We start from the raw sequence: 388 nt of genomic DNA on the forward strand, positions 1-388 counted from the left end.
CGCCAAGACCATAGATGGCCGATACGGTGGCGATAATAATGGCATCGCGGCGTTCCAGCAGTGCCTTGGTGGCCGACAGCCGCATCTGCTCGATGTGTTCGTTGACGGAAGCATCCTTGTCGATAAACGTATCCGATGAGGGCACATAGGCTTCTGGCTGGTAGTAGTCGTAGTAGGAAACAAAATATTCCACAGCGTTGTCGGGGAAAAATTCCTTGAACTCACCGTACAGCTGCGCCGCCAATGTTTTATTGTGCGCCATGATAATCGCCGGCCGCTGACACTGGGCGATAACGTTGGCCATGGTGTAGGTTTTACCGGAACCCGTAACGCCGAGCAGGGTTTGTTTGAGAAGTCCGGCGTTAATACCGGCAACTAACTGCCGAAT

1 protein-coding gene is annotated in these 388 nt (G+C 53.1%); it reads right to left on the bottom strand.

Annotation, left to right across the window (positions count from 1 at the left end; all coding sequences use genetic code 11):
* On the bottom strand, window positions 1–388 hold a 388-nt coding region (locus Q4563_RS16810), incomplete at its 3' end, for a DEAD/DEAH box helicase family protein (protein WP_442903773.1).

This window comes from Gilvimarinus sp. 1_MG-2023, assembly GCF_030548285.1.